This is a genomic window from Bradyrhizobium sp. USDA3010 (assembly GCF_056429065.1).
In genome coordinates this window covers 71,675-95,230 of sequence record NZ_JBWJZD010000024.1, presented here as the reverse complement: position 1 = coordinate 95,230, position 23,556 = coordinate 71,675, and the positions used below count along the sequence as shown (strand labels likewise).

The window sequence follows — 23,556 nt, the reverse complement described above, 5'->3', positions numbered from 1 at the left end:
CCCCGATCGGAGCGTCGAAGTCAAAGCAATTCTATGCTGCGACGAGCTTGCAGCACTTGGGACCCGCAGCGGTAATTATCCCCGGTAGGTCCTGCGCCGCCGTGCTCTTCTATCTCATTACGGTTGGCTGACAGAACGCCTTACCTTCGCGGGCAAAACGGCTGCGCGAGCCTTCATCTTTGGGAATAAGTCTTCCAATTCGGAGCCGACGGGCGCCGAACTGTCCAGGACTATGCGTCGAGTTGCGAAGCAAAATAGAGATATATCCCATCGCGAAACTCCTGAAATTTTTTGTAGCGATAGGAGGCTCTGCATGATCATCGAAGAAATCAGGCACGTGAGCATTGAGACGAATACTCTAAGACTCTCGTCATCGTCGTGCGTCAGCAAGAATCCGGTGCGGTTGTCGGTCCATGTTCTGGAGATGTGGCGTGACCCCGAATGGACAAAAGAACTAAGGTATTCGTATAGAACTTCGAAGAGCTCCTTGTCTTGCTGAAATCTCGAAGTTGAAACGTACTCGTAGAAGCTGCGCGTTCGGGGGATTTGCTTTCCCGACCTCCGGCTTACCAATATGTTTCTCTTCAGTTTTCCGTCTTTTACGAGCACTTTATATTTTCCCGAGTTCAATCCAAAGTCAGAGTCGAGTAAGTATTTTGCGTTTCGTTTGCTGCGCGTCGCGTAGATCAGTTTGCAATTGATTTCGTACAGAGATCTGACCAGAACGAGAGCTTCTTCGGTGGTCGTATATTTTTGTGAACGAAAGATTGCCCTTACGATCCTGTATGCTCGGACCACTAGGTACGCACAAACAAATCGCTGGATGTCGATCGTGTAATGCCCTGAGTTGATGTTTCTTTCAATGAAGTTTCCAAAAATGTAGAGAGCATTCCCGAGGGGATCATTTTTATCGATCGCCATCTCGTCATAGTCTGACAGCTTGTAAATGTCCTCTTGATCCTGTGGATCGAGTGCGTCGTACTGTAGCCCTGCCAGTCTGATTTCCTCTTTCTCATCCTTTGTTAGCCGTCTGTACCCTTGCTTCGAAACCATGAACCCAGTTTTGTCGAAGATATAGATCAAGCGCTGAGGTGTGTTTGCCCGCACCATGTCCGCGATCATACGCTCGCTATGCTCTGCGTCCGAATAGCAGTAGCTCCAATGGAAGAGGCGATCACCCTCCCCAGGAGGTCTGCGCATCGCTTCGAAGAAGCTATGCTCGGCCTGCTGGATGGCTTCAGATAGGTTTGGTAAGTCTCGCGTTCTTGATTTTCGCTTCGTTGGGCGGCCCATGTTCAGGACTCTCATTCGCGGGAGACGAGCCGCACATTAGATCCAAAGATCACTTGTAGATCGGCAAGTGTGCCCCATAGAAATCATCGACACCATGCCAATCGGCTGCGATTCTCCGCATTCCACATGTTGATCCAAGATCGTTTCGTCTGTCAGCCCTCGAACAGCACGAACGCCGCCCACACGCTCGCGTCCCTGGCGCCGGCGACCTTGCCGTCGCGCGCATCGCGCCGGGTCAGGCGCAGCGCATCCGAATAGGTCAGGCCCTCCGCCAGGTGCTCATAAAAGCGCACGGTGAAGTTCGCGGTGCCCTCGTCGGCGACCGGCCACAGCGTCAGCAGCGCACGGCGGGCGCCGGCGATGCCGAGCGCGGTCGGCAGGCCGCGCAGGCCGCTGACAAAACTCTCGTCGCCGCGGCCGGTCTCGCAGGCCGAGAGCACCAGCAGGTCGAGGCCGGACAGGTCCCAGTCCATCACCTCGAACGCATAGAGATAGCCGTCCTTGTCGTCGCGCAGCGGCCACCGGCTGTCGCCGGCGCCGGACAGCACGATGCCGCTCTGCCAGAGCGTGTCGAGGCCGGACGCCGTGCTGTCGTGATAGAAGCCGTGGGTCGCCAGGTGCGCGATGCGGGCCTTGCCGATCGCCTCGCGCAGCACAGTTTCGCTGACGCCGCGCCCGGTCAGCAACTCGACCGGCGCGCCGCGCGCGCGGGCGAGTTTTGCGATCGCCTCGATTTCGGTCTTCGTGCCGGGCAGGGGCATCGGCCCCGGCTGACCGTATTCGATGCCGCCGGCGAGCAGCATCGCGCCCGTCCGGTCGAGCGTCTCGCGCGCATGGATTGCGATCAGCGCGTCGGGGCTGGTCAGCATCCGGATCGTGGTGCGGTCCTCCAGCAGGCCGCCGTCGGCGCCGGGCAGCAGCGAGAACGGCACGGCAAACAGGAAGCCGTCGGGCACCACATAGAGCGTGGTCTTGTCCTTCAGGGCAGGCTCCAGCGGCGCGAACAGCCGCGCGCGGAGGTTCTGGAAGCGGCCTTTGCTGTCGAGCACCTTGTCGTCGAGCGCCTTGTCGTCTGCTGCCTTGTCGTCTGCTGTCTTGTTGTCCACCATCTTGGCGTCGCGATCCGGCGCGGCGGCCTGCGTCGCGCGCAGCCGCGCGATCTCGGTCCGTACGCCGGTGTCGACCATCCGGCCGGGATCGCCGAGATCGACCACGCGCGGCTCGCTCGTTGCGGTCTCGACGATGGCGTAGAGCACGGTCGCGGCAAGCGGCTGCTTCGACTGGCGGTCCGCCTTCCATTGCCGCGTGATGAAGTAGTTGATGACGGCTTCCCGCGGCGCGAGCAGTTGCGCGGGACGGATCGGGTCCTGCGGCAGCTTCACGCCGATCGCGTCGAGCCGCTTGCCCAGCGCCTTCCCGGCTGCGTCCTGCCGCTGCCACACGGACCTCGCCCAGTCGTCGATATTGCCCGACGAGAACAGCTCCTGCTTCTCGCCGTTGAGCCGCAGCGCCGCGCGCAGCAGCGCCGCGGTCTCCTCGTCCTTGCCGGCCATTTGCGTCTCGAGCCGGCGCAGCGCGGTGGCATCGCCGCCGCCGAGCGTCTTCCAGCGCAGCACGGCGGCGGCAAACGCCGGCTGTGCCACCGATGACCCGGCCCCAGTGGCGAAATGACCGAACGCGAACAGCAGATGGTCGGCATGGGCACGGATCGCTTCCGCCACCGCACGATCGCCTGATGTGCCGACCTCGCGCTTCATCCAGTCGAACATCTCGCGGTCGAGCGCGGTGAACGCGCGCACCGCGCGGTTCGGATCGCTGGCAATCAAGGCGTCCGCGATGCCGAGCTTGATCTCGAAGCTGAGCGGATGCTGCGCGGTGAAGGCGCGGGTCGAGATCGCCAGCGCGGTCTCGCGCAGCCGCATGCCCGCATCTCGCTCGCCGCGCTGCTCGCGCTTGCCGGCCGCCAGCACCGCGGCCTTGATGCGCAGGAAGTCCGCGAAATTCGCCTCATTGGCGACGATCGCCTCCAGCCGCTCCAGGTCGGCTTGCGGCATCGCGGCGTCGCCGGCGGCGAGCATGTCGGTGTAGAACAGCCACGCATCGGCCTGGCCGGCGAAGCTCGGATCCTTCGGCGCAAGCACCGTCGCGATCGCGCGATGCCGGCGGAAGTAGTGGCGGGCGTCGCCGAAGCGGCCGAGATTGAGAAAATCCTGTCCGGCGTTGTTGACCGTCACCAGCGTATTGAGATGGTTCTCGCCGTAATGCTTGGCGCGCTTCTCGATTGCGAACAGGTCGAGCTCGAGCGCCTTCGCCGGCGCGCCGATCTCGCGCAGCATGTCGGCATAATTGTTGGCGAGCTTCCAGGTGGTGCGATGGTCGGGCCCCAGCGCCTTCTCGGAAAGCTCGAAATTGTGCCGGCCGAGATTGGTCGCCGACGCCGCCGAGCCGTTGGCCGACAGCGCGACCGCGAGTTTGTCGTTGGCGATCAGCGATTCTTCGGAGCCCTCGCCCCAATAGGCGTTGAAGGCGGCGATCGCCTTCATGTAGAGCGGTACCGCCTCCGCGATCCTGGCGTGGTCGGATGTGAGGATCGCGTACATCAGCAGCACGTCGGCATTGCCGGGCGGCGACTGCGCTGCCGCCTTGCTCTGGAACGCGCGGACGAACAGTTTTTCGGCGAGATCGTCGCGCTTGACCGCGCGCAGCGTGGCGGTCGCGTCGAAATATTGCTCCATGACGAATTGCGCGTCGTCGAGCTTGTCTGCCGCATCCAGCGCTGCAAGCAGCTGTGCATAGCCCGCGTCGATCTTGCCGCCGCGCGTCAGCGCGATGGCGTTCTTCATCTGCGCGCTGATCGCCTGCTTGCTGCCGGCGCCTTGCGCCGGCGTGCGCTTGGCGGGGGAGCTCTGCGCTGCGGCGGTATCGATCGGTCGGTTCAGAACAGCGCCGAACACGAGGATGATACAGAGCGATGCGGCTATCCTGCGCGCGCGTACGAAACCCCCGGTGATCGTCATCGCTTGCGCATCCTCATCGTATCGTCCGTCATCGGATCGCGTTCCCCGCAAATGACGGCTTCGTCGCAACAGGCTGACGACGCTTTAGCGGCGCGCTTTTGCACGAACAAGACACGGCAGCCGGTCGCGCGTGGCGCGGAACCGGCGAGCCGAATTCGTGCTTCTTGGTCGCGGCCGATGCCTCCGGCGTTCACGCATCGCGCCCCGAATTGCTCCAGCGCACGCGCCGCTGGATGCCCGTGCGCCGCCGCTTGCGTTCCACCGGCATGGTCAAGCGATCGGACGATGTTACCTCTGGCATGCCGGCTGGTTATGCCGTACGCATCGGCTGGCTTCGGGAGCGGCAGCCGCGTGCAAGTCATCGCACTTTCCCGGCAACCGCCTTTCGCTTCGGAATAGAAGCGCGCGCCGGTCGAAAGCGGCGGCTTTTTCTGACCATCGTCACTTGCACCGTCCCGCCCGATTCGCGTATGAGGCGCATCCTTCCTTTTCTGCAACTTTTCCTTTGATCGAAGGCGCCCCGCCGATGTCCAACGCCACCCTCGACGCCAACAAGGCGCTGGTGCTCGCGCATTACGACGCCGTGACCAATCGGCTCGATCCCGATGCGATCCGCGCGCAGCTGGCGTCCGACTTCTTCGACCATGCCGCCGGCAAGCGGATGAGCGCGGAGGAAGTGATCGCGCATGCGACGGCCATGCATGAGACCTTTGCCGATCTGTCGGCGGTGGCGGAATGCCTGGTGGCCGAGCGCGACATCGTCGCCGGCCGCTTCGTCTGGCGCGGCCGGCACCGCAGCCCGTGGCGCGGCATTGCCCCGACCGGCCGCCACGTCGAATTCCGCGGCATGACGTTCTGGCGGATTCACGACGGCAAGATCTCCGAGCGCTGGGCGGAGATCGACTTTGTCGATCTGGAGCGGCAGCTCAAGGACTGAGCTTCCACCGCAATCCCTTTGTGCTGTTCCGATACACCGCGGCGCTTTCGACCGCCGCGGGCCGCCGATCGGCGTCTTCTGCACGCCAGGATTTCGTACCCCGGTTGTCTTGACCGAAGGTTGCTATTGGATGAGAATGATCTTTTGAATTGCTCGACGATATTTGGAAACGAGCATGGATATCGATTATTCCAAGACCTGTTTTGTGATCATGCTGCTGGAGCCGATGTTGTCCTGAAATAATTTGCGCGTTGCTCGAGGATATTTGCGATGGCCATATTGGACACGATTGCGAACCGCCAGGCGCAGTGGTCAGAGACCGCAAACCAGCTGAAATCGACCATCGACCGGGCGCGCTGGTCGGTGTTCGGGCTGTCGTCGCTCGGTGCGGTCCTGGCCGCGGTGGCCAGCCAGCTGCCGGACAACACGACGGCGCCGCGCACCACGGTTGCGGTCGCAGGCGCCGTGAGCCTCGCCATCGCGACCTTCTTCACCCAGCGTCTGCTCGGCGCCGATCGTATCTCGTCCTGGGTGCGTGCGCGCGCGATCTCGGAGCGTCTGAAGCGGGAGGCCTATCGCTTTGCCGCCAGCGCAGCCCCCTATGACGACGCAGCCAGGGCGGACGCCTTGCTTGATGACGAGGGTCGAAAGATCGAGGCCGATGGTGAGGACCTGCTGCCGCAGCTGGTCCAGGCCGCGGGGCAGGGGTCGCTGCCCCGCCAGGGCCTGCAACAGCAGCAATACGTCACGCAGCGCGTGCAGGGGCATATCGGCTGGTTCACGAAGCGGGCCGCCCGCTATCAGGTCATTGCATCGCGTCTGCGGCACGTCGAATTCGCGCTCGCCGCACTGGCAACCCTGCTTACCGCGGTTGCCGGCGTGGAAGCCAAGCCTGTGATAGCCGGTATTCCGTTCGATATGGTCGCCTTCACGGCCGTGCTGACCACGCTCGGCGGTGCCGTGCTCGCCCATGTCGAAGCCTCGCGCTACGATTTCCTGGTCACCACCTATCGTGCCACGGCGCGGCGCCTCGAGGACTGCACCAATCGGCCGCGCCCGTCATGGTCGGACTTCGTCAACGAATGCGAGAACATCCTCGCGACCGAAAACATGTCCTGGATCGCCAAGTTCACCGGCAAGCCCGGGGCGACGTCGAGCCCGTGAGAGGTCAAGTGGCGGTGCCGACGCTTTGACTGCCTCGTTTGCGCCGTGGCATGATCGGCCATTCGAAGCAGGAGGGATTGTTGCATGCTGAGGTGTCGTTTGGCGGTTGTGTTCGGCGCCTTGCTGCTTGCCACCCCCTCCTATGCCGCCCGCTGCGGCGGCAGTTTCCCCGCCTTCGTCCAGTCGTTCTCGCAGGAGGCGGCCGCGGCCGGCATCCAGCAGGACGTGATCTCCCAGGCGCTCGGCGGCGTGCAGCAGGACGGCGGGGTGCTCGCCTTCGACCGGCGGCAGCGCTACACCTTCAACAAGACTTTCGAGCAGTATGTCGCAACCCGCGTCGGCTCCGGGCGCATCAATGGCGGCCGCGCCATGTTGCAGCGGCACGCCGCGCTGCTCTCGAAGATCGAGCAGCAATACGGCGTGCCGCGCCAGATACTGGTCGCGATCTGGGGACTGGAGACCGATTTCGGCAAGGGCGACATGGGCAAGCTGCCGGTGTTCCGCGTGCTCGCCACGCTGGCGCATGATTGCCGCCGCACCGACCTGTTCCAGGGCGAGCTGCTCGCCGCGCTCAAGATCCTGCAGCGCGGCGACCTCAGGCTCAACGACATGATCGGCGCCTATGCCGGCGAGATCGGGCAGACGCAATTCCTGCCGTCGTCCTACATCAAGTATGGCGTCGATTTCGACGGCGACGGCCATGTCGATCTGCGCCACTCGGTGCCGGACGTGCTGGCCTCGACCGCGAACCTGCTGCATACCAGCGGCTTCAAGATGGGCGCGCCCTATGGCGAAGGCAGCGCCAATTTCGAGGCGATGCGCGAGTGGAACAGGGCGGTGATCTATCGCAAGACCATCGGGTATTTTGCCGATCAGCTCATCGGGCGGTGAGGGGCGCGGCCTTTGCGTCTGCCGTCATTGCGAGCCAAGCACTCCATCTTTCAACATATGGGGGACGATGGATTGCTTCGTCGCTTTGCTCCTCGCAATGACGGCTGACATGGCCGGGTGATGGCATGGAAACCATCGGCAGCCAAAAAATCTGGTCGTTCTTCGACCGCCGCGGATGCCAGATCGCGAAGAACGCGGCGGTGCGGGAGGGGCCGGGCCATCGCGTCGGCTCCTATCTCGAGCTCGCGACCAAGATCGCCGAGCTGCAATTCCTCAACCGCGACCATGTGCTGCTGTTCCGCGGCCAGGGCGCCGATTTCAGGAACGTCAAGCGCAACTCGTCGCTGAAGCCGACGCTGTTCCGGGCTGGCCGCGGCAATCCGGACCGCGCGACACTGGCGGCGCGGTTCGCTGCGCTGGCCCGCGCCGAGCAGATCCTGATTACGGAATACGCGAAAGCAAAGCTGCTTGGGCTGGAGCGGCTGAAGCGGCATCGCATCCTGCGCTGGTCGATCCTGCAGCACTACGAGGTCTGCACCACGCCGCTGCTCGATGTCACCCATTCGATCCGGATCGCGGCGTCGTTTGCGTCGCTGGCGGAGACCGGCACCGCGTTCCTCTATGTGCTCGGCGTGCCGAACCTCAGCGGCGCGATCACCGCGAGCGCCGAGGCCGGCCTGCAGATCGTGCGCCTCTCCAGCGTCTGCCCGCCTGCGGCGGTGCGGCCGCATATCCAGGAGGGTTATCTGCTCGGCGAATATCCTGAAGTATCCGGCACCGACGAGAGGGAAAACTATTTCCCCTACGAGATGGATTTCGGCCGGCGGCTGGTCGCAAAATTCTCGTTCGCGCCGGCGTCGTTCTGGAAGAACGACAATTTCCCGCAGGTGACGAAGAGCGCGCTCTATCCGTCGGAGCGGAGCGATCCGCTGTTTCGGCTGGCGCTCGGGGTGAAGAAGCAGTTGGGGTGATCAGGCTTCGCAGCGCGCCCGGGCTGATGGTGTCGCGAGTGCGGATGTGTGACTCGCAGGCAGGTGTATGGACCCGCGGGCCGCGCAACATCCTCAGTGTCGTCCCACGCTTGACCCGGGACCCATAACCAAAAATGTTGGTTGTTGCGCGATGTCGGAACGACGAGTCCCGCTCGCTACGCCTGCTGCGGCGTAGGGGTCCCTGCTTTCGCAGGGACGACACCGGTTATATGCACGGGCTACCCCCGCGACGCCGCACATTCAACCGGCCCTCGGCGCCTCGCGCGCCAGCCGCCGCGCCGCCGTCTTCTCCATCATCCGCTGCATCACCTTCCAGTAGGTCGCAGGACGGAAGCGTTGCAGCAGGTCCATGAAGCGGGCGTCGTTGCCGATCAGGATGCGCGGCTGGTTTTTCTCGATGCCGGCGATGATGCGCTGCGCGGCTGCGGTCGGCGTGGTTTTGGCCAGCGCGTCGAAACGCTCGATCGATTCGGCGCGGCGGGCATTGTCGGTGATGCCGGTGCCGGTGCGCGAGTTGCGCGCGATGTTGGTGGCGACGCCGCCGGGATGCACGACGGAGAGCCGGACCGGGCTATTCGCCACCGCAAGCTCGTGGCGCAGGCTTTCCGAGAAGCCGCGCACCGCGAACTTGGCTGCGCAGTAAGCACTCTGGCCGGGCGGCGCGAGAATGCCGAAGATCGAGGAGACGTTGACGATATGCGCCTCGCGCTGCCGTGAAAGCAGCGGCAGGAAGGCGCGGCTGCCGTGCACCACGCCCCAGAAATTGATGTTGAACAGCCACTCCATCTGCGCCTGCTCGATCTCGTCGAACTGGCCAAGCAGCGCGACGCCGGCATTGTTGACGACGATGTTGAGCCCGGGATGGGCGGCGCCGGCGGCCTCGGCAAATGCCGTGATCTGCCCGGGCTCGCTGACATCGAGACGATGCACCGTGACCTTGCGCGGGCTCGCCTTGGCGATCTCGGCGGCGGCGGCCTGCAGGCCGGCCTCGTCGCGGTCGGCAATCGCCAGATCGCAACCGCGCAGCGCCAGTTCATGCGCGAGCGCGCGGCCGATGCCGCTGGCGGCCCCGGTTACGGCGGCGGCAGATCCAGAGATCGCGGTCATGTCAGGTCAGCTCCATCTCAACGAGGGGTGGCGGGAGCCATGAGGAACACGGCGGGTTTCCTCACTTTTCTCAGATTGGAACCGAACTATCCAGCGCCCAGGTGTTTGACCCTCGTCACACTCTCAAACCGAGGCATTCAACTCAAGGGAGGCCCAGCCATGGGACAATCGAGACCCTGTCGTGCGAAGGCCCTGGTTGTCGAAGACGACCCGATGCAGCGCGAGATGATCGAATTGCTGCTCGAGGAGAGCGAGTTCGAGGTCATTTCCTGCGAGAGCGCGGAGGCCGCGGAATTGGTGCTGCGGAGCAACGGCGACAGCGTCGTGCTGATGTTGACCGATGTCGAGCTGGCCGGAAACATGACCGGCGTCGAGCTCGCCTATGTCGCCAAGATTTACAGCCCCGATCTCGATGTGATCGTGACCTCGGGCAAGCCGCTGCGGCAGCGCCTGCCTGACGGCGCGACGTTCTGGGCAAAACCCTGGGCGCCGCTGGACGTGATCCGCGTCGCCGAGACGAAGGCGTCGGCGCTGTCGGGCGGCGGGGTCCGCAGGTTCTGACAGGACCAGGTCCTGACAAGCCCAGGGCCCTCATAACAGAGTTGTCAGCGCGGGGGAGCAGCCGCCGGCCGGTGGCTGCTTCCGCCCCGGGGGCGGGACGTGATATTGGCGGCTGATGTTCCTGGGGATTTTGAAATGACCTGGTCCTTCCTGCTGACCACCTTGATCGTGGTCGCCTCGCCCGGCACCGGCGTGCTCTACACCCTGGCGGTGGCGCTGACCCGGGGCGCGCGCGCGAGCGTGGCGGCGGCGTTCGGCTGCACGCTCGGGATCGTGCCGCAGATGATCGCGGCGATGCTCGGCCTTGCCGCCATCCTGCACACCAGCGCGATGGCGTTCGCGGCGCTGAAATGGGGCGGCGTGGTCTATCTGCTCTATATGGCCTGGCAGGCGCTGCGCGAGCGCGGCGCGCTCGCCGTCGACACCGAGATCAAGCCGCGCTCGAGCGGGCGGGTGATCGTGACCGCCATCCTGATCAACATTCTCAATCCAAAGCTGTCGATCTTCTTCCTGGCCTTCCTGCCGCAGTTCATCGCCGTCGACGAACCCCACCCGCTGGCGCGGATGGTCGAGCTCAGCGGTGTGTTCATGGCGATGACCTTTGCGGTGTTTGCGGTCTACGGGCTGTTCGCGGCGTCGGTGCGCGACCGCGTCATCACCCGGCCGAAGGTGATGGCCTGGCTGCGGCGCAGCTTTGCCGCGGGCTTTGCCCTGCTCGGCGCCAAGCTAGCCTTCGCGGAGCGCTGACGTCGCATTCCCTGGCGCCTTGTGGCAGGCAATAAAAAAGCAGGCCTTGCGCCTGCTGCCTTGCGTCCCTGCCTGGATGGTCCGGATCGGGTGCCCGGGCAGGGCAGGAGCCGCTACCCGGGCGAGAAATTGGTTACTTCTTGGCGGCCTTCTTCTTGGTGGCCTTTTTCGCCTTCGCCTTCTTCGCCTTCTTCGCTTTCTTAGCCATAGTATCCTCTCAAGGTTTCATGGATTGAACGCGACTCCGAGGCATGCTTGGCGGAGGGCCAGCCTCGCAACATCCTCAGTATCAAACTCAGCAGATTCGGAGGCTGCTGCCGCGTGCTGTCACTGCGCTGTCATCGTGTTATCCACAGCTGTTACGTGTTTTCGCCAGTTTTTCGCCAGTGTGCGCGTGTCACGCGTCGCGGCGGCGTCGCATCCGTCATGCTTAACGACGCGCAAACGGCCGGTGCGCCGATCTTCATCAATTCAAAACCACAGCGCGGATTGGCGCGTGGCGGGTGAGAGTCCGTTAAGCGGCGCGGCCGCATCCTGTCCCGCAAGGCAACGGGGATTGCCATTGGGAGAAACGCCCCCGGGCGGACGGTCATTCAGGAGAGGCGAGGCCGATACGGGTCTCGAACAGGGGCGATGTTGAGCGTTCCGACGCTTTGGACGGTATTCGTTATCAATTTTCTCGCGCTCGGCCTGATCTGGGCCTATGTCGCGCGCAGCTATCCAGCTTTCGGTGCGGCGCGGTTCTGGACCGCGTCCACCTTCGTCGCGTCCGCCGGCGCCGCCTGCGCGATGCTTCGCGTGATGATGACGGACTCGCTGCTGCCGCTGCTCGCGGCAGGGACGCTGATGGTGTTCGCCGCCGGCCTTGCCGCGATGGGCATCGAGCGCTTCTACGGCAAGCCGGTCGGCTGGCGCAGCACCGCGCTGTCGACCGCATTCGCCTTCGCCGGCCTCGGCGTCTTCATCTTTGCCTATGACAGCATGCCGATGCGCATCCTGGTCTACACCGTCGCCCAGGTCACGCCGTTTGCGCTGACGCTGAAGCTGTTGCTGTCGCCCGAGAACGGCCGCGTCAACCCCGGCGCGCGCCTTGCCGGCATCGTCGCCTCCGTGCTGATCTGCATTTATGCGCTGCGCCTCGTCGGCGCTTTGCTGCAGCCCGGCGAGTTCTCCTTCGTTCGTTTCAGTGCGAGCCAGTCGCTGGTGATCCTGCTGATGGTGTTCCTGTCGATGGCGCTCAATTTCGGCTTCCTGCTGATGGCGATCGACCGGCTGCGCAACGAGGTCGCCGACCTCGCGCTGCTCGACGATCTCACCGGCGTCGGCAACCGCCGCCATCTGCTGCAGCGGCTGACCGAGGAATGCGCCCGGTCCGAGCGCAACGGCGAGGCGTTCGCGCTGCTGGTGATCGACCTCGACGGCTTCAAGGGCATCAACGACACCCATGGCCACGCCGCCGGCGACGCCTGCCTGCAGCACTTCACGCTGATGGTGCAGACAAGGCTCCGCCCGGGCGACATGCTGGCCCGCACCGGCGGCGACGAGTTCTGCATCGTGCTGCCGTCCTCGACGCTACGCGAGGGCGCCATGATTGCCCGCCGCGTGCTGGAGGTCTGTCGCGCCGACGCCGAGCAGTGCACCGGCAATGAGATTCCGATCGCGGTCTCGATCGGCGTTGCGCAATGGACCCGCGAGATCGGACTGCATCCCGACCGCCTGGTCGCCGCCGCCGACCATGCGCTCTACGACGCCAAGAAGGGTGGCAAGAACGGCTACGCGACCTATGAGCCGAAGCTGCCGTCCGATATGGTCGCTCTCGTGGAGCGCAAGCGCGCCTGAGCGTGCTAACGAGGGGCGACACTGGATCTCTCCGTGATGATGCCTCGCCTGCTCACCGCACTCCTTGCGCTCGTGCTGTCCTCCGCCGTATCGGCCGAAACTGATCTTGCAGCGATCGCGCGATCGCAAGGCACGCCGGAAATTCCCGGCTTGAGGATGGTCTGGCTGTCGCCCTGGGGCGACGTCGCCAAATCGCATCCCTGGCGCAACATCATCGTGCACCAAACCGAAGGCCCGGCCGGCTCGGCGCGAAATGGCGCCGCCGAGCAGCACAAGAACCCGACCCGCCGCGGCGTGATGGTTTGGGTCGAAACCGACGGCACGGTCTATTGGGCGGTCGCCGACAATCTGGTCCCAACCCATACCGACGGCGCCGACCGCAACGACAACAAGTATGTCGACAACAGCAAGACCTATCGGCAGGTGAACAAGGACACCTCGATCGGCGTCGAGTTCGCCGGCAATTTTCCCGATGTCACGAAGGGCCCAACCGATGCGCAGATCGCCGCCTGGCGGGTGCTGGTGAAGCTGCTGCGCGCGCGTTACGGCATCCCGTTGGAGCGCGTCTACGCGCACAACTGGATCGACTTCAAGGACGCCCGCTATTGCGAGGGCTGCGCGCTCGCGACCATGGCGCGAGAGTGGGGCGAGTAGGGCACGTACTCATTAAAATCCAGGACGCCCGCTTTCGGGGACGAAGCGGAAACCCACTCATCCTACAGCCGAACTGGCGTTAACGACGCTTGGCGATTTCCAGCCTGAACGAAATCGCTTCGAAGCTTGTTAAAATTTGCTGGGTACCTGTTCGAAGCACAGGGATCGAGGGAAAGACATGGCAAAGCGGGCCAAACGTAGGAAGACTGAGGCGCTCGCGCTGCCGGTGGCGGGAAGAGTTGCAATTGGCGCCGTGGCCGCTGTCGCATTGGGGTACGGTTTGCTGTGGCGCCCGGCGAGCGTTCAACCGATACGGAAGCAGGCCGCGCACCAGGTCCCGGCGCCATCCAGTCCTACGCCATCGGCTCCTGCACCATCGACTCCTGTTCACGTATCGGCGCCAGTGCAGGCACCAGCGCCAGCTCCGGTTCCAATTCCGGTCCCAGCGCCCGCGTCCCGGATCGAAACGCCAAAAGCCGCTGACGCTCCCGGAAGGTTTGTTCGGCAGGTGGTTGACTACGTCAGCCACCAGACGCCGGGCACCGTCGTCATCGATACCGGAAACACATTCCTTTACCTCGTTCTGAACGACGGACAGGCGATGCGCTACGGCATCGGCGTCGGCCGCGAAGGTTTCACGTGGTCCGGTGAACAGACCGTGGCCCGCAAAACAGAATGGCCGGACTGGCGTCCGCCGGCAGAGATGATTTCGCGCCAGCCTTATCTGCCGCGGTTCATGGCAGGCGGTCCCGGCAATCCGCTCGGCGCCCGGGCGATGTATCTCGGCGATACCGAATATAGAATTCACGGCACCAACAAGCCCGATACGATTGGGAAGCGGGTTTCGTCCGGCTGTATCCGGCTGACCAATGAGGACGTCGTGGACCTCTATGACCGGGTGAAGATCGGCGCGAAGGTGATCGTGCTTCCGGCACAAGCTGCCCATCGACCATCCCAGGGAGCGCCGCCCTACACCGCCTCAACGCAGGACCCCGCGTCGCCGTCGAACCGGCCCTCGGCAACGAACGTGCAGTTGCTGTCGTCTCGACCGAAGATGGCCGATGCCCAGTAGGTCAATCCGAGCATCGTGCCAAAAACCAGCTTCGCAGGATGGCGATACCCATCCACCAGACAAAAACAAAAAAGCCGGCGTTGCCGCCGGCTTTCGTGTCTGTTGGCTTGTCGCCGCGCGATTAGTGCGCGGCTTCGAGTGCGGCTTCCTGCCGGGCGATCGTGCCCTTGACGGCCGACTGCACCTTTTCGAACGCGCGGACCTCGATCTGCCGCACGCGCTCGCGCGACACGCCGAACTCGGCGGCGAGATCTTCCAGCGTCATCGGCTCATCCGCCAGGCGCCGCGCCTCGAAGATGCGGCGTTCGCGCGGGTTGAGCACGCCGATCGCACCGTTCAGGGCCTGGCGGCGATGATCGAACTCCTCGCTCTCGGCCATCAAGGCTTCGGCGTTGGGCGAGTTGTCGACCAGCCAGTCCTGCCATTCGCCGGCTTCGCCGTCGTCGCGGATCGGGGCGTTGAGCGACGCGTCACCGCCGAGGCGGCGATTCATGTCGACTACGTCCTGATCGGTCACGCCGAGGCGCTTGGCAATCAGCTTCACCTGGTCGGGGTGGAGATCACCCTCTTCCAGCGCGGAGATCTTGCTCTTCGCCTTGCGCAGGTTGAAGAACAGCTTCTTCTGGTTCGCGGTGGTGCCCATCTTCACGAGCGACCAGGAACGCAGGATGTACTCTTGTATTGACGCCTTGATCCACCACATGGCGTATGTGGCGAGACGGAAGCCCTTCTCGGGCTCGAATCGCTTCACCGCCTGCATCAGGCCGACATTGCCTTCCGAGACGACCTCGGAGATCGGCAAGCCGTAGCCGCGATAGCCCATGGCGATCTTGGCCACGAGCCTGAGATGGCTGGTGACAAGCTTATGCGCCGCGTCGCGATCATCGTGCTCGCGCCAACGCTTGGCGAGCATGTACTCCTGCTGGGGCTCCAGCATGGGGAACTTGCGGATCTCGGCGAGGTATCGAGAGAGGCCGGATTCTCCATTGAGGACCGGCAACGTAGCTGTACGGGCCATTACTTGCGCCCTCCAGTGGTTCAGGCCCCCGATAGCGGCGGGCCCGGCAGGTGGCCGCTGGGTCAAAGCCGGCCAGGCTGCGATGTTCCGCGTTGGATATTCAACGCAGGTGCAACATACACCAAACTGTCCGTGATAGGGAAGGATTGCTGACGTCACGTCCCCGTGTGGCAGCCATAACCTGTTGTCATAGCAAGGCTTTTCAGCAGGGGGTGCGTCATACCGCCGCTGCCAGGGCGCGCTGCAGGAGAAGCAAATCCTCCGGCAAAGCCGACTCCCAGTGCAAAAGTTCCCCGGTCCGGGGGTGCTCCAAAGCCAGCAGGTAGGCGTGCAGGGCCTGTCGATCGAGCGCGGTGAGTGCGTCCTTACCTTCCACGCTGAGCTGCCCGGCCTTGGTCTTGAAATGGGCGCCGTAAACGCTGTCGCCCATCAGGGGATGGCCGAGATGGGCAAGGTGGACCCGGATCTGATGGGTCCGCCCGGTCTCGAGCCGGCAGGCCAAGAGCGAGGCGACCGGCTTGCCGTCGCGGCCGGCAAAACTCTCTCGCACCTCGAAATGGGTGATCGCCTCGCGGCCGCTCTGGCGCACCGCCATTTTCTCGCGGGCATGCGGATGACGGTCGATCGGCGCGTCGATGGTGCCGTGGGGCCGGTTCGGCACGCCCCAGGCGAACGCCATGTAGCCGCGCTCCATCGGGCCGGTGCGGCCGTGGTCGGCGAACTGCGCGGTCAGCGACTGATGGGCCTGGTCGTTCTTGGCAATCACCATCAGTCCCGTGGTGTCCTTGTCGAGGCGGTGCACGATGCCCGGCCGCTTGACCCCGCCGATGCCCGACAGGCTCGAGCCGCAATGGGAGATCAGCGCGTTGACCAGTGTTCCCGTGGCGTGGCCGGCCGCGGGATGCACGACGAGGCCCTTCGGCTTGTTGATGACAATGATGTCGTCGTCCTCGAACACGATATCGAGCGCGATGTCCTCGCCCTGGGGCTCGGCGGGCACGGCCTCCGGAACGTCGATTATGATCGTATCGCCCTTGGCGACATGATAAGCGGGGTCGCGCACGACGGCGTCCTTGACGGCCACGGAACCGGCGAGGATCAGCGCCTTCAGCCGGGACCGCGACAGCTCCGGCGTGCGCTGTGCGAGCACGCGGTCAAGCCGGGCCGAGCCCTCGTCGCCTGCGACGATGACCTCCAGCTTCCGACCGCCATTCGAAGAAACCTGATTCAAATCGACCTGTTGCAAAGATAGAGCCTTGTGATGACCGACACCGCTGTGACCGAACCGACCCCCGACCAGGCCGCGCTGATCGCGCGGGTGCGGCGCATGATGCTGATCGCGGGCCTGACCTCGGCATTGGCCGTGGCCGTCGTGTTGATTGCCATCGGCTACCGCCTTTATCGCAGCGAGGGAAGCCCCGTTTCCGTATCCGATGTCACTGCTGCGCTGCCGAAGGGCGCCCGTATCGTCGCAACCGGCGTCGCCGGCGAACGGCTGGTCCTCACGCTTGATATAGGCGGTGCAACAGAGATCCGCACATTTGATGCAAAGACACTGAAACCTGTCGGCAGGCTGAGCTTCGTCAACGAGCCCTGATCGAGGCAATCGCGAAGCGGCGCGGTCGATCAACCAAAAGCTGCAGCGTATTTTTTGCGCATGCGTTCGCACATCGAGAATGTGTGCCGCCATCTTTTCGGCCGAGTTGCACGCTCAGCTTGCGCCATGTCGGAGTCCAACCCCAGCGCTTCCGTCGAACAGAGAGTTGAATCCGACGCATCGGGTTCGTTCGCGGACCCGACGCGTCGCGCGGTGTTGACCGCGCTTGCGGGCTGCGCCTGTCTCGCCGCGATCGAACCCGCAGCCGCCGACGATGAAGACCAGCCCGGCGCCAGTGAGCGACCGCAAAAAGCCGACGTCCTGGTGCGCGCCGAAGGCGACAAGGCCGGCCAGGTCATCAAGTCGGATGATCTGACCTTGGGCGGACCGCCCATTCGCGCCTGGCCGCAGGACCCGAAGACCTCCGTCGTGCGCAAAGGTTCGCGGCTCAACGAGGTCGTGCTCGTCAAGCTCGATCCGAGCGAACTCGACGATGCCACGCGCGCCCGCGCGCCTGACGGCATCGTCTGCTACTCGGTCATCTGCACGCATGCCGGATGTCCGATCACCGCCTGGTTGAAGGAAGAGCAGGGCGACAAGAACGTTCTGAAATGCCTCTGTCACAACTCCGAATACGATCCGCGGCAGAATGCGCAGGTCGTGTTCGGGCCGGCGCCACGTCGCCTCGCGGCCTTGCCGCTGACGGTTGCCGACGGCGCGATCACGGTCGCAGCGCCATTCGTCGGGAAGGTGGGTGCTCAGCAGGGAGGATGAGGCCGCACCGAGAGTTCTGCATGACCTAAAGCATGATCCGGAAAAGTGCGAAGCGGTTTTCCGAAGAGATCATGCTCAAAACAAAAACTGAAAAAACAAAACAGAGCAGGGAGGTAGCATCTCATGACAAGCAAGCAGTGGTTATTGTCGAGTTGTGTCGCATTCACGTGCCTCATTTCGACCTACGCCGTCGCGGGGCCGATTGAAAACTACAGTTCGGTGACCTCAGCGCGTCTCGAAAATCCCGAACCCGGCAACTGGATGCTCTACCGCCGGACCTATGACGGACAGGGTTTCAGTCCGCTCAACCAGATCAACACATCCAACGTCAAGGACCTCAAGCCGGCCTGGACCTTCTCGACCGGCGTCATCGAGGGCCATGAGGCGCCGCCGATCGTCAACAACGGCGTGATGTTCGTCGCGACCCCGATGGGGCAGGTGATCGCGCTCAACGCCAAGACCGGCGACGAGTACTGGCGCTACAAGCGGCAGCTTCCCGATGACCTGTTCCAGCTGCATCCGACGAGCCGCGGCGTTGGGCTGTGGGAGGACAAGCTCTATCTCGCCACCACCGACGACCACGTCGTCGCGCTCGATGCCAAGACCGGCAAGGTGGTCTGGGACACCAAGGTCCAGGACTACAAGAAGGGTCAGTACATGACGCTGATGCCGCTGGTGGTCGACGGCAAGGTGATCGTCGGCGGGTCCGGCGGTGAGTTCGGCGTGCGCGGCTATGTCGTCGCCTACGACGCCAACAGCGGCAAGGAGCTGTGGCGCACCTTCACCATCCCCGGCGAAGGCGAGCCCGGTCACGAGACCTGGAGCGGCGACGACTGGAAGTCGGGCGGCGGATCGGCCTGGATGACCGGCACCTACGACAAGGACACCAAGACGGTCTATTGGGGCGTCGGCAACGCCGCGCCATGGCCCGGCTCGATGCATGCCGGCGACAATCTCTACACCAGCTCGGTGCTCGCGCTCGATCCCGACAGCGGCAAGATCAAGACCCACTTCCAGTATCACCAGAACGATTCCTGGGACTGGGACGAGGTCGATGCGCCGATGCTGATCGACATGCAGCGCGACGGGCGGTCGTTCAAGAGCCTGGTTCATCCCGGCCGCGATGCGATCTTCTGGGTGCTGGAGCGCAAGCCGGACAAGATCAACTATGTCGCCGGCTGGCCGTTCGTGAAGACCAATGTCTGGAAGGGCATCGAGGCCGAGACCGGCCGGCCGATCGTCGATCCCGAGCATAAGCCCGTGATCGGCAAGCGGGTCGAGTTCTGCCCGTCGCTGTGGGGCGGCAAGGACTGGCCGTCGGCGGCCTATAGCCCGAACACCAAGCTCGTCTACGTTCCCGCCAATGAAAACTTCTGCGGCGGCTTCACCGGCGAGAAGCAACCCTTGGTTCCCGGCCAGCTCTGGCTCGGCACCAAGCCGGAGGACATCGGCCTGACGCCGGCACCGAACGCCGATCATTTCGGCGAGTTGCAGGCATGGGATCCGGTCACCGGCAAGAAGGTCTGGCAGCACGACTACAAGACGTCGCAGCTGTTCGGTGCGGTGACTGCGACTGCGGGCGATCTGGTTCTCGCCGGCGGCACCAACGACCGCGCCTTCCGCATCTTCAATGCCAAGACCGGCGAACTGTTGTGGGAGCAGAAGACCAACTCCGGCATCATGGCGATGCCGATGTCCTATGAGGTCGATGGCACGCAATACATCGCGGTCCAGTCGGGCTGGGGCGTCGACGCGCAGCGCATCCAGGACGCGCTCGCCGGCAAGGTCGCGGGCTTCGAGAACAACGTGCCGCAAGGCGGCGTGATCTGGGTGTTCGCGCTCAACAAGAAGTAGGGCGCGCGATCGGAGCTTCGCTTCTAGAACCGAAGCTTTAGAAAACGCGCCAACCGATAGGGGGCGATGCGATCGGGAAGCGGCGGTTGGGGAGACCGCCGCTTCCCGGTCCGCTTTGGCTTTCAGCATGATCCTTCCGGATCATGCGCTACTTGCCTTTGGTGTCGACCTTCTGCTTCTCGTCCTCGTTCATCTGCTTGATCGTCGGATCACGGCTGGCCTCGCCGGTGGCTTGGCCGGTGGTCGAGGGTGGACCGCTGCTCGGAACCGAGGTCTGGTCGGGCAGCACTTTCGCTGGACGCGTCGCGGTCGTGCTCGGCGGCGAGGCGGTCTGTGCAAACGCTGCCTGTGTCGCAAAAAGCAAGACGTCCGCGGAGAAGATCGCCGCGAGCGTCCGGAATTTTCGAGGTGGGGTTCTCATCGATCTGCTCCTCTAAAGCGCGATCTGGATCGCGCTTTAGATGATTTGCTGGGGCATGATCTTCTCGGAAATCTGCTTCGCACTTTTCCGGATCATGCCTCGGATCGATGAGAACGGTCCGCTTCAGCTAACGTTCCTGCCTCAGGTCTCCAGCTGCTTGCCGATCGGAAGGGCCCGGATGCGCTTTCCGGTGGCGGCAAAGATCGCGTTGCTCAGCGCCGGTGCGAACGGCGGCACGCCGGGTTCGCCGACGCCGCTGGGCGGGGTGTCTGCCCCGGGCGGCACGATGTAGACGTTGGTGATCACAGGCGACTCGTCGATCCGGATCACCGGGAAGTCGTCGAAATTGCTCTGCTGCACCTTGCCGTCCTTGAAGCTGATCTCGCCATATTTGGCGAGGCTCAGCCCCATGATCGCGGCGCCTTCGATCTGCGAGGCGATCCGCTCCGGGTTGACGTAGGTGCCGCAATCGATCGCGGTGTCGACCCGCGGCACCGTGAGCTTACCCTTGTCGTCAACCGCCACCTCGACGATGGTCGCGATGTAGCTGACGAAGGAACGATGCACGGCGATGCCGAGGCCATGGCCTTTCGGCACGCTACGGCCCCACTCGCCCTTCTCGGCGACCAGTTCGACCACCTTGCGTAGCCGCGCGGTGTCGATCGGGTAGCTGTCATAGGGCTCGCCGTAGTTCCAGGGATCCTTCACCGAGGACAGGTTGACGATCCGCGAGCTTCCGATCAGCTCCAGCAGCATGTCCTTCTGGTCGCGGCCCGTCGCATGCGCGATCTCCCCGACCATGGATTGCACCGCGAAGGCGCGCGGGATGTTGGACACCGAGCGGAACCAGCCGATCCGCGTGAACGCGGCCGCTTCCGGATTCTCGCACTGCAAATTGGCGATCTCGAACGGATTGTCGATCAGGCCCATGCCGAGCTCGAACGGCGCTTCGTGGTTGGCGCCGGCGGCGAAGGTCGAGGCGATGGTCGGCGCCACGCTGCGGTGCCGCCACGCGATCACCTTGCCGCTCTTGTCGAGACCCGCCTCGATCCGTTCCACGGAGACCGTGTGCAGGAAGTCGTGATGCACATCGTCCTCACGGGTCCACTGCACCTTGACCGGCGCGCCGAGTTCCTTCGACAGCAAGGCCGCCTCGAGCGCGAAGTCGCATTTCGACTTGCGGCCGAAGCCGCCGCCGAGCAGCGTCACGTTGACGGTGACATTGTCCTCGGGGATTCCGAGCGTCTTGGCGACATCCTCGCGGGTGCCGCCGGGGCTCTGCACCGGCGCCCAGATCTGGGCCTTGTCGCCCTTGACGTCGGCAACCGCGACCGGCGGCTCCATGCTAACATGGGCGAGATGCGGCAGGTAATATTCGCCGACGATCACCTTGTCGGCGCTCTTCAGCGCCACATCGACGTCGCCTTCCTTGCGCACGATGAGCCCGGGCTTGCGCGCGGCTTCCTCGAGCGAGGCACGATAGGTGACGGAATCGTACTTGGCGTTGGCGCCGTCATCCCAGACGATCTTCAGCTGGTCGCGGCCCTTGATCGCGGCACCGGTGTTGCGTGCGATCACGGCCACGCCGCCGAGCGGCTGGAACTTGGACGGCCAGGGCCAGCCTTTGACCTCCATGACCTTCTCGACGCCGGGCACCTTCATCGCCGCGCTGTCATCGAACGACTTGAGCTTGCCGCCGGTGACCGGCGGACGGGCGATGACCGCGTATTTCAGGCCGGGCAGGCGGACATCGGCGCCGTACTGCGCCTTGCCGGTGGTGATGTCGTGCAGGTCGACGATCGAGACCTGGCCCTTGCCGAGATAGCGGAAGTTCTTCGGATCCTTCAGCTTGAGGCCCTCGATGCTCGGCACCGACTCCTTGGCGGCATCGGCCGCGAGATCGCCGAAGCCGATCTTGCGTCCGCTTGAGCTGTGGACGACCTCGTGGTTCTGCGCCTTCACCTCGGTCACCGGCACGCCCCATTTCTTGGCGGCGGCGGCTTCCAGCATCGAGCGCGCGGAGGCGCCGATCTGGCGCATCGGGATCAGATAGTGCCGCGTGCTGCGCGAGCCGTCGGTATCCTGGTTGCCGAACTTGACCTCGTCGCCATGCGCCTGCTGGACATGGACGCGCGACCAATCGGCCTCCATTTCCTCGGCGACGATCAAGGGCAGGCTGGTGCGGACGCCGGTGCCCATCTCGGCGCGGTGCGCCAGGATGGTGACGACGCCATCGGGGGCGATCGCGACGAACACGCGCGGATCGACCACGACGCCGTGCGGCATCTTGCCCGCGCCGGTCTCATAGGCGAACGCCTGGCGCGTCATCACGGGCGCAGCGAGCACGAAAGAGCCGGCGATGCCGAGACCCTTGAGGATGCTGCGGCGCGAGAGGTTCTCGACCTTCACGTGCTTCTCGAAGCCGCGGAGCTTGCCGGAATTGGTGGGTATGTTGGTGCGGATGTTCATGTCACACTCCCGTCGATGCGAGATGGACGGCATTCTCGATCCGCTGGTAGCAGCCGCAGCGGCAGATGTTGCCCGACATGGCTTCGCGGATCTGGTCGTGGTTGGGCTTCGGGTTCTGGTCCAGCAGCGCCGCGGCCTGCATGATCTGGCCGGCCTGGCAGTAGCCGCACTGCGGAACATTGACCTGGCGCCACGCCTTCTGCACCGGATGGTCGCCGGTTGGGTGCAGCCCCTCGATGGTGGTGACCTCGCGGCCGGCGACGTCGGAGACCGAGGTGATGCAGGCGCGCACCGCTTCCTTGTCGATGATCACGGTGCAGGCGCCGCACAGGGCCTGGCCGCAGCCGAACTTGGTGCCGGTGAGGCCGGCTTCGTCACGCAGATACCAGAGCAGCGAAAGATCCGGGTCGCCATCCCAATTCTGTTCCTGGCCGTTGATTTTTAGTTTGATCATGGTCTGTCCTCGCTCTGCTTAAGCTATTGACCGGTGCGGGCAGGGCGGAACGTCTTCCATGGCCTGCGGCCGCGTTGATGTTTGTTTTTGCCAAGATATTCGTGAGCCAAATTGTCGTGCCTGCGGGCTTGCGCTTTGTTCCAAGCACTCCTCTCGCGTCTCGAGCGCCTGCCCGGCGCAGCATGGTGAAGAGCTGCGATGTTAGCAGAGGCGGGCCGCCGGGTGACTTCACAGGCAGGTGTTTTGCATTTCCGTTTGGCGAAAGCAGGGCCGTGCACGATGCAGACATGACATCCGGAGGTGGCCATCATGCGCGCGGCGCGGCCGCGTCGCTGGTCCGTGCGCTGAGGCCCCGCAGGCGCAGGGGGCGTTCCGGGGCCGCTCCCGTGCCGAAATCGCCGGCACGGGACGGTAAGCATGGATGACAAAATCCCCGCCGCAACGCACAAGCCATCTTGCGGCAGGCCGATTTCAAGGCTATTGCCTTCCCCCTCAACGCTCCCTTCGTCTAGCGGTTAGGACGCGGCCCTCTCAAGGCTGAAACAGGGGTTCGATTCCCCTAGGGAGCGCCAAATGTTCGGTTTTCCTCGACATTGTACGACGCGCCTCCGTTCGCGAGCGTCCTTCTGCTCGATAGCTGATTGATCGCGCCGGCCTGCGTCAGCTGAGTCTGGCGCTTGTGCTCGTCCGCGGTC

The 23,556-nt window shown here is 64.0% G+C and carries 21 protein-coding genes and 1 tRNA gene; 14 read left to right on the top strand and 8 right to left on the bottom strand.

Features of this window, described 5'->3' with window-relative positions; all coding sequences use genetic code 11:
• Positions 1–117: 117 nt before the first annotated feature.
• On the bottom strand, positions 118–1,293 hold the full coding sequence (locus AC066Y_RS29715; protein ID WP_478276967.1) for a DUF5677 domain-containing protein: 1,176 nt from the start codon (positions 1,291–1,293) through the stop codon (positions 118–120).
• Between the two features lie 152 nt (positions 1,294–1,445).
• A complete protein-coding gene (locus AC066Y_RS29710; RefSeq protein WP_478276966.1) occupies positions 1,446–4,310 on the bottom strand; it encodes a CHAT domain-containing protein in 2,865 nt (954 codons plus the stop codon).
• A gap of 164 nt (positions 4,311–4,474) precedes the next feature.
• Here AC066Y_RS29710 and AC066Y_RS29705 point away from each other — a divergent pair, with 164 nt between their 5' ends.
• The 5 genes from AC066Y_RS29705 to AC066Y_RS29685 all read left to right on the top strand — a co-directional run bounded on the left by AC066Y_RS29705 (position 4,475) and on the right by AC066Y_RS29685 (position 8,273).
• Positions 4,475–4,819: a hypothetical protein gene (locus tag AC066Y_RS29705; RefSeq protein ID WP_478276965.1), complete on the top strand. Its 345-nt coding sequence runs from the start codon at positions 4,475–4,477 to the stop codon at positions 4,817–4,819.
• Positions 4,820–4,836: 17 nt separating this feature from the next.
• Positions 4,837–5,247 carry an ester cyclase gene (locus AC066Y_RS29700; RefSeq protein ID WP_212313292.1) on the top strand — a complete coding sequence of 137 codons (411 nt, stop codon included), beginning with the start codon at positions 4,837–4,839 and terminating at the stop codon, positions 5,245–5,247.
• A gap of 270 nt (positions 5,248–5,517) precedes the next feature.
• Positions 5,518–6,411, top strand: a complete 894-nt coding sequence (locus tag AC066Y_RS29695; RefSeq protein WP_478276964.1) for a DUF4231 domain-containing protein — start codon at positions 5,518–5,520, stop codon at positions 6,409–6,411.
• Between the two features lie 84 nt (positions 6,412–6,495).
• Complete coding sequence (locus AC066Y_RS29690) at positions 6,496–7,302, top strand: lytic murein transglycosylase (RefSeq protein WP_478276963.1); 807 nt, start codon at positions 6,496–6,498, stop codon at positions 7,300–7,302.
• A gap of 125 nt (positions 7,303–7,427) precedes the next feature.
• Positions 7,428–8,273: an FRG domain-containing protein gene (locus tag AC066Y_RS29685; protein WP_478276962.1), complete on the top strand. Its 846-nt coding sequence runs from the start codon at positions 7,428–7,430 to the stop codon at positions 8,271–8,273.
• Between the two features lie 261 nt (positions 8,274–8,534).
• Here AC066Y_RS29685 and AC066Y_RS29680 read toward each other — a convergent pair whose 3' ends face one another.
• Positions 8,535–9,401, bottom strand: coding sequence for an SDR family NAD(P)-dependent oxidoreductase (locus AC066Y_RS29680; protein WP_478276961.1), 867 nt, complete (start codon positions 9,399–9,401; stop codon positions 8,535–8,537).
• 159 nt (positions 9,402–9,560) lie between these two features.
• Between AC066Y_RS29680 and AC066Y_RS29675 the strand changes: the two genes are divergently transcribed.
• The 5 genes from AC066Y_RS29675 to AC066Y_RS29655 all read left to right on the top strand — a co-directional run bounded on the left by AC066Y_RS29675 (position 9,561) and on the right by AC066Y_RS29655 (position 14,274).
• Positions 9,561–9,962, top strand: coding sequence for a response regulator (locus AC066Y_RS29675; protein ID WP_478276960.1), 402 nt, complete (start codon positions 9,561–9,563; stop codon positions 9,960–9,962).
• A 135-nt stretch (positions 9,963–10,097) separates the two neighbouring features.
• Positions 10,098–10,709 (top strand): LysE family translocator, encoded by a 612-nt coding sequence (locus AC066Y_RS29670; RefSeq protein WP_478276959.1) that lies wholly within the window; start codon positions 10,098–10,100, stop codon positions 10,707–10,709.
• A 633-nt stretch (positions 10,710–11,342) separates the two neighbouring features.
• Entirely contained in the window at positions 11,343–12,548 is a 1,206-nt protein-coding gene (locus AC066Y_RS29665) for a GGDEF domain-containing protein (protein WP_478276958.1), read from the top strand.
• Positions 12,549–12,584: 36 nt separating this feature from the next.
• Positions 12,585–13,202, top strand: coding sequence for a peptidoglycan recognition protein family protein (locus AC066Y_RS29660; RefSeq protein ID WP_478276997.1), 618 nt, complete (start codon positions 12,585–12,587; stop codon positions 13,200–13,202).
• Positions 13,203–13,380: 178 nt separating this feature from the next.
• Positions 13,381–14,274 (top strand): L,D-transpeptidase, encoded by an 894-nt coding sequence (locus AC066Y_RS29655; RefSeq protein ID WP_478276957.1) that lies wholly within the window; start codon positions 13,381–13,383, stop codon positions 14,272–14,274.
• 121 nt (positions 14,275–14,395) lie between these two features.
• On the opposite strand, the gene rpoH is transcribed toward AC066Y_RS29655, so the two are convergent.
• Entirely contained in the window at positions 14,396–15,292 is an 897-nt protein-coding gene (gene rpoH / locus AC066Y_RS29650; RefSeq protein ID WP_021077401.1) for an RNA polymerase sigma factor RpoH, read from the bottom strand.
• A gap of 217 nt (positions 15,293–15,509) precedes the next feature.
• Positions 15,510–16,490 carry an RluA family pseudouridine synthase gene (locus AC066Y_RS29645; RefSeq protein ID WP_478276996.1) on the bottom strand — a complete coding sequence of 327 codons (981 nt, stop codon included), beginning with the start codon at positions 16,488–16,490 and terminating at the stop codon, positions 15,510–15,512.
• 63 nt (positions 16,491–16,553) lie between these two features.
• On the opposite strand from AC066Y_RS29645, the gene AC066Y_RS29640 reads away from it, so the two are divergent.
• From AC066Y_RS29640 to AC066Y_RS29630, 3 genes are all read left to right on the top strand, one after another.
• The gene (locus tag AC066Y_RS29640) at positions 16,554–16,889 is read left to right on the top strand and encodes a hypothetical protein (RefSeq protein ID WP_050402671.1); all 336 of its coding nucleotides are present in this window, start codon (positions 16,554–16,556) and stop codon (positions 16,887–16,889) included.
• A gap of 126 nt (positions 16,890–17,015) precedes the next feature.
• Positions 17,016–17,663, top strand: a complete 648-nt coding sequence (locus tag AC066Y_RS29635; RefSeq protein WP_478276956.1) for a QcrA and Rieske domain-containing protein — start codon at positions 17,016–17,018, stop codon at positions 17,661–17,663.
• A 123-nt stretch (positions 17,664–17,786) separates the two neighbouring features.
• Entirely contained in the window at positions 17,787–19,517 is a 1,731-nt protein-coding gene (locus tag AC066Y_RS29630) for a methanol/ethanol family PQQ-dependent dehydrogenase (RefSeq protein ID WP_478276955.1), read from the top strand.
• Between the two features lie 148 nt (positions 19,518–19,665).
• On the opposite strand, the gene AC066Y_RS29625 is transcribed toward AC066Y_RS29630, so the two are convergent.
• From AC066Y_RS29625 to AC066Y_RS29615, 3 genes are all read right to left on the bottom strand, one after another.
• On the bottom strand, positions 19,666–19,938 hold the full coding sequence (locus tag AC066Y_RS29625; protein ID WP_478276954.1) for a hypothetical protein: 273 nt from the start codon (positions 19,936–19,938) through the stop codon (positions 19,666–19,668).
• 141 nt (positions 19,939–20,079) lie between these two features.
• On the bottom strand, positions 20,080–22,407 hold the full coding sequence (locus tag AC066Y_RS29620; protein WP_478276953.1) for a xanthine dehydrogenase family protein molybdopterin-binding subunit: 2,328 nt from the start codon (positions 22,405–22,407) through the stop codon (positions 20,080–20,082).
• A 1-nt stretch (position 22,408) separates the two neighbouring features.
• Positions 22,409–22,861, bottom strand: coding sequence for a (2Fe-2S)-binding protein (locus AC066Y_RS29615; RefSeq protein ID WP_092124185.1), 453 nt, complete (start codon positions 22,859–22,861; stop codon positions 22,409–22,411).
• 497 nt (positions 22,862–23,358) lie between these two features.
• On the opposite strand from AC066Y_RS29615, the gene AC066Y_RS29610 reads away from it, so the two are divergent.
• A tRNA-Glu gene (locus AC066Y_RS29610) sits at positions 23,359–23,433 on the top strand.
• Positions 23,434–23,556 lie beyond the last annotated feature (123 nt).

What these genes read in the sequence shown, in the direction of transcription:
- AC066Y_RS29615 (WP_092124185.1), bottom strand. Translation starts at nt 22,861, where the DNA reads ATGATCAAACTAAAAATCAACGGCCAGGAACAGAATTGGGATGGCGAC.
- AC066Y_RS29625 (WP_478276954.1), bottom strand. Translation starts at nt 19,938, where the DNA reads ATGAGAACCCCACCTCGAAAATTCCGGACGCTCGCGGCGATCTTCTCC.
- AC066Y_RS29635 (WP_478276956.1), top strand. Translation starts at nt 17,016, where the DNA reads ATGTCGGAGTCCAACCCCAGCGCTTCCGTCGAACAGAGAGTTGAATCC.
- AC066Y_RS29620 (WP_478276953.1), bottom strand. Translation starts at nt 22,407, where the DNA reads ATGAACATCCGCACCAACATACCCACCAATTCCGGCAAGCTCCGCGGC.
- AC066Y_RS29675 (WP_478276960.1), top strand. Translation starts at nt 9,561, where the DNA reads ATGGGACAATCGAGACCCTGTCGTGCGAAGGCCCTGGTTGTCGAAGAC.
- AC066Y_RS29630 (WP_478276955.1), top strand. Translation starts at nt 17,787, where the DNA reads ATGACAAGCAAGCAGTGGTTATTGTCGAGTTGTGTCGCATTCACGTGC.
- AC066Y_RS29670 (WP_478276959.1), top strand. Translation starts at nt 10,098, where the DNA reads ATGACCTGGTCCTTCCTGCTGACCACCTTGATCGTGGTCGCCTCGCCC.
- AC066Y_RS29715 (WP_478276967.1), bottom strand. Translation starts at nt 1,293, where the DNA reads ATGGGCCGCCCAACGAAGCGAAAATCAAGAACGCGAGACTTACCAAAC.
- rpoH (WP_021077401.1), bottom strand. Translation starts at nt 15,292, where the DNA reads ATGGCCCGTACAGCTACGTTGCCGGTCCTCAATGGAGAATCCGGCCTC.
- AC066Y_RS29665 (WP_478276958.1), top strand. Translation starts at nt 11,343, where the DNA reads ATGTTGAGCGTTCCGACGCTTTGGACGGTATTCGTTATCAATTTTCTC.
- AC066Y_RS29685 (WP_478276962.1), top strand. Translation starts at nt 7,428, where the DNA reads ATGGAAACCATCGGCAGCCAAAAAATCTGGTCGTTCTTCGACCGCCGC.
- AC066Y_RS29660 (WP_478276997.1), top strand. Translation starts at nt 12,585, where the DNA reads ATGATGCCTCGCCTGCTCACCGCACTCCTTGCGCTCGTGCTGTCCTCC.
- AC066Y_RS29655 (WP_478276957.1), top strand. Translation starts at nt 13,381, where the DNA reads ATGGCAAAGCGGGCCAAACGTAGGAAGACTGAGGCGCTCGCGCTGCCG.
- AC066Y_RS29710 (WP_478276966.1), bottom strand. Translation starts at nt 4,310, where the DNA reads ATGACGATCACCGGGGGTTTCGTACGCGCGCGCAGGATAGCCGCATCG.
- AC066Y_RS29700 (WP_212313292.1), top strand. Translation starts at nt 4,837, where the DNA reads ATGTCCAACGCCACCCTCGACGCCAACAAGGCGCTGGTGCTCGCGCAT.
- AC066Y_RS29690 (WP_478276963.1), top strand. Translation starts at nt 6,496, where the DNA reads ATGCTGAGGTGTCGTTTGGCGGTTGTGTTCGGCGCCTTGCTGCTTGCC.
- AC066Y_RS29695 (WP_478276964.1), top strand. Translation starts at nt 5,518, where the DNA reads ATGGCCATATTGGACACGATTGCGAACCGCCAGGCGCAGTGGTCAGAG.
- AC066Y_RS29640 (WP_050402671.1), top strand. Translation starts at nt 16,554, where the DNA reads ATGACCGACACCGCTGTGACCGAACCGACCCCCGACCAGGCCGCGCTG.
- AC066Y_RS29680 (WP_478276961.1), bottom strand. Translation starts at nt 9,401, where the DNA reads ATGACCGCGATCTCTGGATCTGCCGCCGCCGTAACCGGGGCCGCCAGC.